The organism is Alkalicoccobacillus plakortidis (assembly GCF_023703085.1).
Classification (GTDB): Bacteria; Bacillota; Bacilli; order Bacillales; family Bacillaceae_D; genus Alkalicoccobacillus; species Alkalicoccobacillus plakortidis.
In genome coordinates this window covers 76,594-83,890 of the sequence record NZ_JAMQJY010000007.1, presented here as the reverse complement: position 1 = coordinate 83,890, position 7,297 = coordinate 76,594, and the positions used below count along the sequence as shown (strand labels likewise).

General features: G+C 36.2%; 5 protein-coding genes and 1 pseudogene. 1 reads left to right on the top strand and 5 read right to left on the bottom strand.

The window, feature by feature from the left end:
• Window positions 1–713 (top strand): helix-turn-helix domain-containing protein (locus NDM98_RS22800; protein WP_251611755.1); only part of this gene is annotated, 713 nt, incomplete at its 5' end.
• 64 nt (window positions 714–777) lie between these two features.
• Here NDM98_RS22800 and NDM98_RS22795 read toward each other — a convergent pair.
• From NDM98_RS22795 to NDM98_RS22780, 5 genes and pseudogenes are all read right to left on the bottom strand, one after another.
• Window positions 778–1,566 (bottom strand): alpha/beta hydrolase, encoded by a 789-nt coding sequence (locus NDM98_RS22795; protein WP_251611753.1) that lies wholly within the window; start codon window positions 1,564–1,566, stop codon window positions 778–780.
• 28 nt (window positions 1,567–1,594) lie between these two features.
• Window positions 1,595–1,948 (bottom strand): hypothetical protein, encoded by a 354-nt coding sequence (locus NDM98_RS22790; protein ID WP_251611751.1) that lies wholly within the window; start codon window positions 1,946–1,948, stop codon window positions 1,595–1,597.
• Window positions 1,949–2,306: 358 nt separating this feature from the next.
• Window positions 2,307–2,926: pseudogene (locus NDM98_RS24810) on the bottom strand (YesL family protein).
• A 41-nt stretch (window positions 2,927–2,967) separates the two neighbouring features.
• Window positions 2,968–5,271: a helix-turn-helix domain-containing protein gene (locus NDM98_RS22785; protein ID WP_251611749.1), complete on the bottom strand. Its 2,304-nt coding sequence runs from the start codon at window positions 5,269–5,271 to the stop codon at window positions 2,968–2,970.
• A gap of 173 nt (window positions 5,272–5,444) precedes the next feature.
• Window positions 5,445–7,289, bottom strand: coding sequence for an alpha-amylase family protein (locus tag NDM98_RS22780; protein ID WP_251611748.1), 1,845 nt, complete (start codon window positions 7,287–7,289; stop codon window positions 5,445–5,447).
• Window positions 7,290–7,297: the final 8 nt, after the last annotated feature.

Genomic DNA, 7,297 nt, shown 5'->3' with positions numbered 1-7,297 from the left:
TAGAGGGAATGGATGATTGGTTAATGACCTTTACTTTAGGCGGGGAAGGGTATATAAACGCCGGGGGACAAATTAAAAACTTAAGGGCTGGTGATTTGTCATTACTAAGACCAAGAGTGCCGCATGTATACGGAACAGCTAAACAAAAGAGTTGGGAGTTTGTTTGGGTACATTTTAGTAACAGCTTTGCTGATACGAACGTATTGCCACAGGACGATCTAATCACACACCATTTTGAACAACAGGTGTTAAGGGATCGTATCTTTGATGCTTTTAAACGTATACTCTCTGATTTTCGTGAACAAGGTCACCTATGGCACGAATTGTGTTTAAGCTCGTTACGTGAAATTATTTTATTGTATTCCAAGCAGAAAAATAGCAAGCTGGATCCTCGCGTCGAGGAAGTACTTTATATCCTTGCAACACGCATGAATGAGAACATCCAAATCACAGAGTTAGGAAATAGCATAGGTCTATCTCCTTCCCGATTACAACACGTTTTCAAAGAAAATACTGGCGAGTCTATTGTAGCCACTCTTAATCGAATGAGAATTAAACAAGCAACGTACCTTCTTACCCATACAAACTTAACGGCATCTGAGGTTGCTTTTAATGTAGGCTTCCAACACTATAACCATTTCACACGTCAATTTAATAAGTATATTGGCATGTCACCCCGAGTGTTCATTCAGACAGTCCGGATGATAAACTAGTATTTGTACTAATGCACCTACATTAGCTGTTTGGTGTATATCAGATTGAGTTATTACATCTCTACTAGACGACGTGCATATCCCTTAAAAATGTTTCCATTTCATCTTTTGTTTGATTAAAATACTCATTGTGATGTCTGCCATAATTAAAAAAGCCATGTTCCATGCCTTTATATGTTTTTAAAGTTATCTCATTTCCTTCATGTTTCATTAGGTTAATAAACTTTTTATTCTGCACATATAAGTCGTCACCTGTACCACAAAGCCATAATGTAGTCGGTAAACATTTTTTAATGTTGTGAATCGGAGAAATTTCTTTAGCCTTGTAGAGTAACTGAGGATACCTTCTTGCCATGATATCAATACCATCCATTCCAACGGCAAAAATAATTAAATAACTTGGAACATGGTCTTTATTATGATTTTCATATTGGTTGTCGTCATTTAGATCATTGAACGTAATTGCAGAAACTGTAATATATCCACCCGCTGACGAACCACATACGACTACTTTGTTAGGATCCACTCTTAAACCTTCCGAATTCCGCCTAACGTATCGCACAGCTGATTTAACATCACTAATAGCTTGAGTTGGTAAGAACCCCATATCAGCCCCATTCCTGTAATCAACACATATTGCAACCATACCTAAAGAAGAAAAATATTCGGCTTGATGCTGAAATTGAACGGGTGACTTTGGTTCCTTTTTAAAACTTCCTCCATTAAAAAATAGAATAGCGGGTCGCTTAGTTTCTTGTGATGTGGGCTCAAATATATATAATTTTAGATCTCTTTTCCCTACGACTTTATATGTTTTTTCAACTATAGGAAAATCAAACTCAATGTTACTCATTTACGTCCTCCTTTTTAATAAAGGCCAATCATTTCTCAAATTCTACAACAACGATATCTGGCTCCCTACCCGACCTTTTCAGAGTAATGATCGCTTCATATTCACTTATCCAATCAACTATTATGTCGTGAGGGATTTTAGTTTTCATAATAGACTGGTCGGCATAATTAATTCTAATAATAGGATCTGGGAATTCATCTATTTTAACAATCTCAATTTCATTATTCTGATTTGGAGACATGCTATGCTCTAATTGAGTTACTTCAGGGTTTTTGTTTGCATAAGACCAAATAAATAGTGGTACCAAAAAAAACACTATGATTAAAATGCCTAAAGTACAACAGAGTTTAAGTAAGATTTTAGTCGTGTGTCGTTCTTTCATGACGTCTTCATTCCTATGCATTTATTTTTGCTTTGTACTTTATTCTTGTACGTATACAAAGTAATAGCATTCAATATGGTTTTACCGATAAGATATTAAAGTGATGAGCTACTCAATTCCAGCTTTGTTTGTTTTGTTTTAGTATGTCAGTTGCCATAATTTTTTCCCTCTTCATTACACTCTTCCATATAAAAAGAAAAAATCCTGCCTGGACAGGATCTTGAACCGTTATATTAACTATCGAATTTCTCAATTCCCATAACTCTCATTCTTTATAATCTCTAAGGAAAATAAATACATATAAAAAAGATGAGCAGAAGACAAGTTTCCATTCAATTTCATTAGAATTTCCTTTTTATCAATTTATGGTCATTCTCTTCACCTCTTTAATTGTAATAAAGAATGACCATACTAATACTAGAGTCAATAAACTAACACCATAAAAAGGAATGATACCTGGTATTAAGTTAGTAAAATAAATCACAGCTATAGTTCCTACTAGCATAGATAATGTAGAGAGTGGATTTATGATTATTCTAATGAATGATGTTTTTATGATCTGAAATGCTTTCAATTCATAATGTACATAGACTGGAAAAACATTTAGGCATATTAAAATGAATATGAAAAATAAAATCAAGATAGGATAATAGAGAATTTGTAAAAATCCCTCGGAAAAATATAGAATTCGAAGATCAACATATAAAATCATTCCTATGATAAAAAGAATGAAACCAAGCCGATTACTTTTCATAAATTCACTCCTGTAAAATCCCCAAAAAGTCTTGAAAATTGGAAGCTCAGTATCACCTTTCTTCCATTTTCGAATGACTGCAAAGATCGCGACAGTCGCTGGAATATTCCGAATATGACTAGACCTGCTAAGGAAAATACACCCCAAAGGATATTCACATAGGCTAATTTTGTTATCCATATGGATACTTTATATATAACTGAAAATGGTCCATTTAACTCCATCTTAATTCCCCCCCCTACCGATTTTTTCAGTTTTGGCCTATCTATCGATGATCTGATCGGAACTGTCCTGGCGACATACCAACAGCATCTTTAAACACCCGACTTAGATTTCTTTCTGAGTAACCTACCGTCTGTGCAATTTGTATAATGTTCATATCTTTATCTCGTAACAGCTTTTTCGCCTCTTCCACCTTGCATCGTTTCACATAATCAACAAATGAAATGCCCGTTTCACGCCTGAAAAGTCTACTCAAATAAGACGGACTCATTCCTACCAATTCAGCACATTCAGTTAGGGAAATGTTTATACCTATATTTTCTTTTACATGTTGCCAAACTTTTTGAACAGCTAATCGTCCACTAAGATTTTGATTCTCTTCTATAATGTCAAAGTATAATGGGAATAAAACTTCAATAAACCAATCAACAATTTCACCAGTTGTCTTCCTACTTTTCAATTGATCAAACCAATTATTTTCCATTATTTCGAGTAGTCCTATTCCTTTTTGTTCTATCGAACGTATGATAGAGGATAACAAAACATGATAGCTCTGATAGATTAAATTATAAGATTCAGAAGCCCTTACCACATCAGCAAACTTCTTTAAGGACTGTTCAGTTAAATCTTGTTCCCCTTTATTTAAGTAATCTACGATCTCTAACTCAAGTTCCCTTGGATAGAAAAACATCGTCTGCTTCTTTGTGTTCTCATTGCTATCAAAATAATTAATTGGTGAAGAGGTTTTATACATTCGATTTTGTAATGCTAGGAGGGCTTCCTGGTAAGATTCAGACGTCTTTTTCAGTCCTGAATACTCGCTTCCAACACCTACTGAAACATTTAGAGATAAGCACTTTTTCACTTCATCACAAGTATGCTCAGCAAAACGATTCAGTCGATCTCGATTAATGTACCCATTTGCATGTTGATCATTGCTATATACTAAAGCAATGGTTTCCATCCCATCTCCATTAGAAATGTAACCACAAAGCTCATATTTATTAAGAAGCTCCTTCATAATATTAGCTATCGCAAATGTGGTCAGCGGCCATTCCTCTGGTAAGAACTTATACGCCTTTTCTGGTGTAACAACAATGACAGTGTACATATGATCTTCCTCTATTTGGAGAGTCTTGCATTCAGATTGTATTCTTTCTTTGTCCCAGATCTCCCCTTTTATGACTTTGCCTATAAATTGATCTCTTATATTAGGTTCGATTACTTTTAGATGTTTATTGAGAGATTCAGCTTGCTCATGCATATAGTGAAGGCATTCCGTTATATATTCAAACTCATTTGATGAAGTCTGAGGAAAACTTTGTTTTTCTGTTAGTTTTTTTCCTTGCTGAATCAGCCTTTCTACCGGATTATATACAAATCTAGAACAGATGTAAGACATGATTAATCCAATGACTAAAAAAATAAGAACGGTATATAAGATAACAAACTTAATCCATCCAAGCTGCTCCGAAATGGCTATTTCGCTTAATGATGTGATATAGACACGGTCAAGCAATGTTTTACTAAAAAGATATAACGTGGCCTTTCCATTTTCATCTTCCCCATATACAATTCCGGACCTTGACTCAATGTCTGATATTTGTTTATACAGTGGGTCAGTGGAGACATCCAGTCCACGTATGCCTTCATTACGCGAACTAAACAACTCCACACCACTCGAATCAATAATACGGTAATTAAGATAATCTCTAGATTCATTATGTTTTTGAAATTCCTGAGATAGTGCTTCTTCCTTAACATGAGTGATTAAAGCCCCTTGGGCTTGTGCGGATCCGATTACCGGGAGCAGCCGAACATACGAGATGTATCCTCGACTACTTGCGTCCGGTAAGTACATCCAACCTGCTTGCTTGTTTAAAGAGAATCCTCTATCAATATCTGCATCATAAGAGTATTTATTTTTTTGTACATATCCATAGTCAGTAGATAATACGATTTGGTACTGATCATTGTAATAAATCATCTCTTGAATCGGAGGGTTTACATTTTTACGTGTAAGCATTGAATCTAATAAGTTCCCATGATAAACATAATCGTTTTTAAAACTCTCCCTAAAAAATGATTCACGTACCATCAAACTCCCGGAAAAATGTAACGAATCATATTCGATGGTAGCTAACCGGTCTTCTGTGCTATCCATAGTTGATTTTAATGAAGTCATATACTGTGACTTTAACTCTTCCGTCAGATGTGACACAGATAATTTATAATAAATACTCCCAATCAATACAACCGGAATACACACACAAATAAAAACTAGCCAAATTAGACGCCTAAAGTAAGTAGCTCTATTTCTAGATTTTCCAGATAATCTGTTCCTCATGATATAGACAGAACCTCCCATATTGTTAATATAGGTAGCTTGGATTACTAGTGTATTACCCTCCTTTCCAACATGTAGTTTTTCACCAGATATAACCGCATTCGCTTTAGTAAGCGCTTTCAAATCTGATGATCTTATTTTAACTTCTACATTGTGGATGGGGAGGTTTCTAGTTAAAGGTCTTCTTCAGCACCGTTCACTAAATGGACCAATAGATTGCCATTCTCTTGTTTGAAAACAGAAACTTGTAAGCCTGGAGCGTGGTTTACCTTTATACTTAAACTAGTACCTACTGCATATTCCACAATATTATCTAACAATACATAATGCTCATTTAGACGAAATTCATTGATAAGCATGCTTAGTGAAAATGGGAGAAATAACACTCTTCCCTCTCCTATTTTGTGATGCAAAACCAGTGGAATGTCTGTTCTTTCAACAGATAATGAAGCTCTTTCCGGAGGAGCACCTACGCTTTCAAGTGGAGAGAATGGTGGAACCAATGTAGCCAATACATCTACCTCTTTTTGAGGTTTAACATAAACTACTTTGCCACGATGTGCGATGATCTCTGTTTCTTCTAACCCTTTCTGTAGTGCTCTACTATTCTTCTCAAACCGTAGATATGAAGCAACTAACTCTTCGCCTTCATGCGTTTCAGGTTCTATCCCGATAAGATCATAAGCATGTATGCCTTTCGGTAACCCTTCTACTATGAGTCCTCCGCCATCTGCTGCATAAGACATTAATGACTTGAGAAGAGTTTCTGTCCATTGAAGATTTTCAGGTATAACAATGGCACGGTATTTACTGAGTTCTCGTTGCTCTACCTGTTCTGGAAGTAATACGTCAAATGAGATTTGTCTTTCTAATAATCCATCTGCCCATCCTTCACCTGAAGGAGCAGCATTCCAAACCAAAGCTACTTCATTATAGCTCTCAGCCCCATCCATTAAAGGTTCCACTCTTTTCACCATATCGTTGTGCTCAGTCACGACATCTAGTATACGTTTATCGTGAATTGTATCAGGTATGCCAGTTAGAGAATGCCAAATTTGACCTCCGTTTGCAGGAATCTGACACAACCAAAATTGGTACTCTGCCGGTGGTAATCCTGTGTGTCTCCAATCCATGCCCGGGCTTGAATGAACAATACCAAAAGGATTAGGATAATCTTCAAGTGAACGACCTAATTTAATACTTAGTGCCGGCTTCCAAAATTCCGGGATATTTTTTGATCCTAATGACAAGATATCTTGAGGCTCTGTACACAGCATATCCGCCGTTTTAACACGGTCGTACAAGCTGTCGCGATACAGATTATAATACAAGATTAATGGCATATCAGGATTTCTTTGTTTTATCTTACTATATAATTGATCAATATTATCCTCCATACACTTTGTAGCCCATTCAGGGTGGAACTTCACTCTCTCTTCTGGTAGCTCTTCTCCATACAACGTGACGTATTTTCGTTTACATGAATCACAATAACATGGGATATAGCCAGGATTATTCAGGAAGATTCCATCTATAGGGTATTTGGATAAGACCTCGTTTATGACAGGGATCGCGACTTCATCTGTGCGGTAGGCTCCATTTATGCAGGTTGACATAAGTAAGGACCAATTGCCTGGCCTATGAGAACCTATCACTTGAGGCTTGCTATCCTGATCTCTTACAAACCATTGCGGATTCCTCAAGAAAACTGTATCCTCTGCTTTACTGAAATCAAACCGAGCAATAAAACGCATCCCCTTTTTATGGACTGCCTTAATCATGTTCATTAACAAATCTTGACTCGTTGGAAGGTATTCATTAAGTGTGTGGTTCGAAACTTTTGTAGGGTACCAAGCATAAATTCCACCAACATTAAATACGACTGTATTTGCTCCCATCTCATAAAGCTGATTTGCTAATCTATCAGGATCAATTTTTCCGGTATCCTTCACTTGCAAATTAGGTTGAATCACTCGTGCGTTTTGTTTCCACCATAATTCTTCTTTTGAATCGGTCATTTTAATCC

What these genes read in the sequence shown, in the direction of transcription:
- NDM98_RS22795 (WP_251611753.1), bottom strand. Translation starts at nt 1,566, where the DNA reads ATGAGTAACATTGAGTTTGATTTTCCTATAGTTGAAAAAACATATAAA.
- NDM98_RS22790 (WP_251611751.1), bottom strand. Translation starts at nt 1,948, where the DNA reads ATGAAAGAACGACACACGACTAAAATCTTACTTAAACTCTGTTGTACT.
- NDM98_RS22785 (WP_251611749.1), bottom strand. Translation starts at nt 5,271, where the DNA reads ATGAGGAACAGATTATCTGGAAAATCTAGAAATAGAGCTACTTACTTT.
- NDM98_RS22780 (WP_251611748.1), bottom strand. Translation starts at nt 7,289, where the DNA reads ATGACCGATTCAAAAGAAGAATTATGGTGGAAACAAAACGCACGAGTG.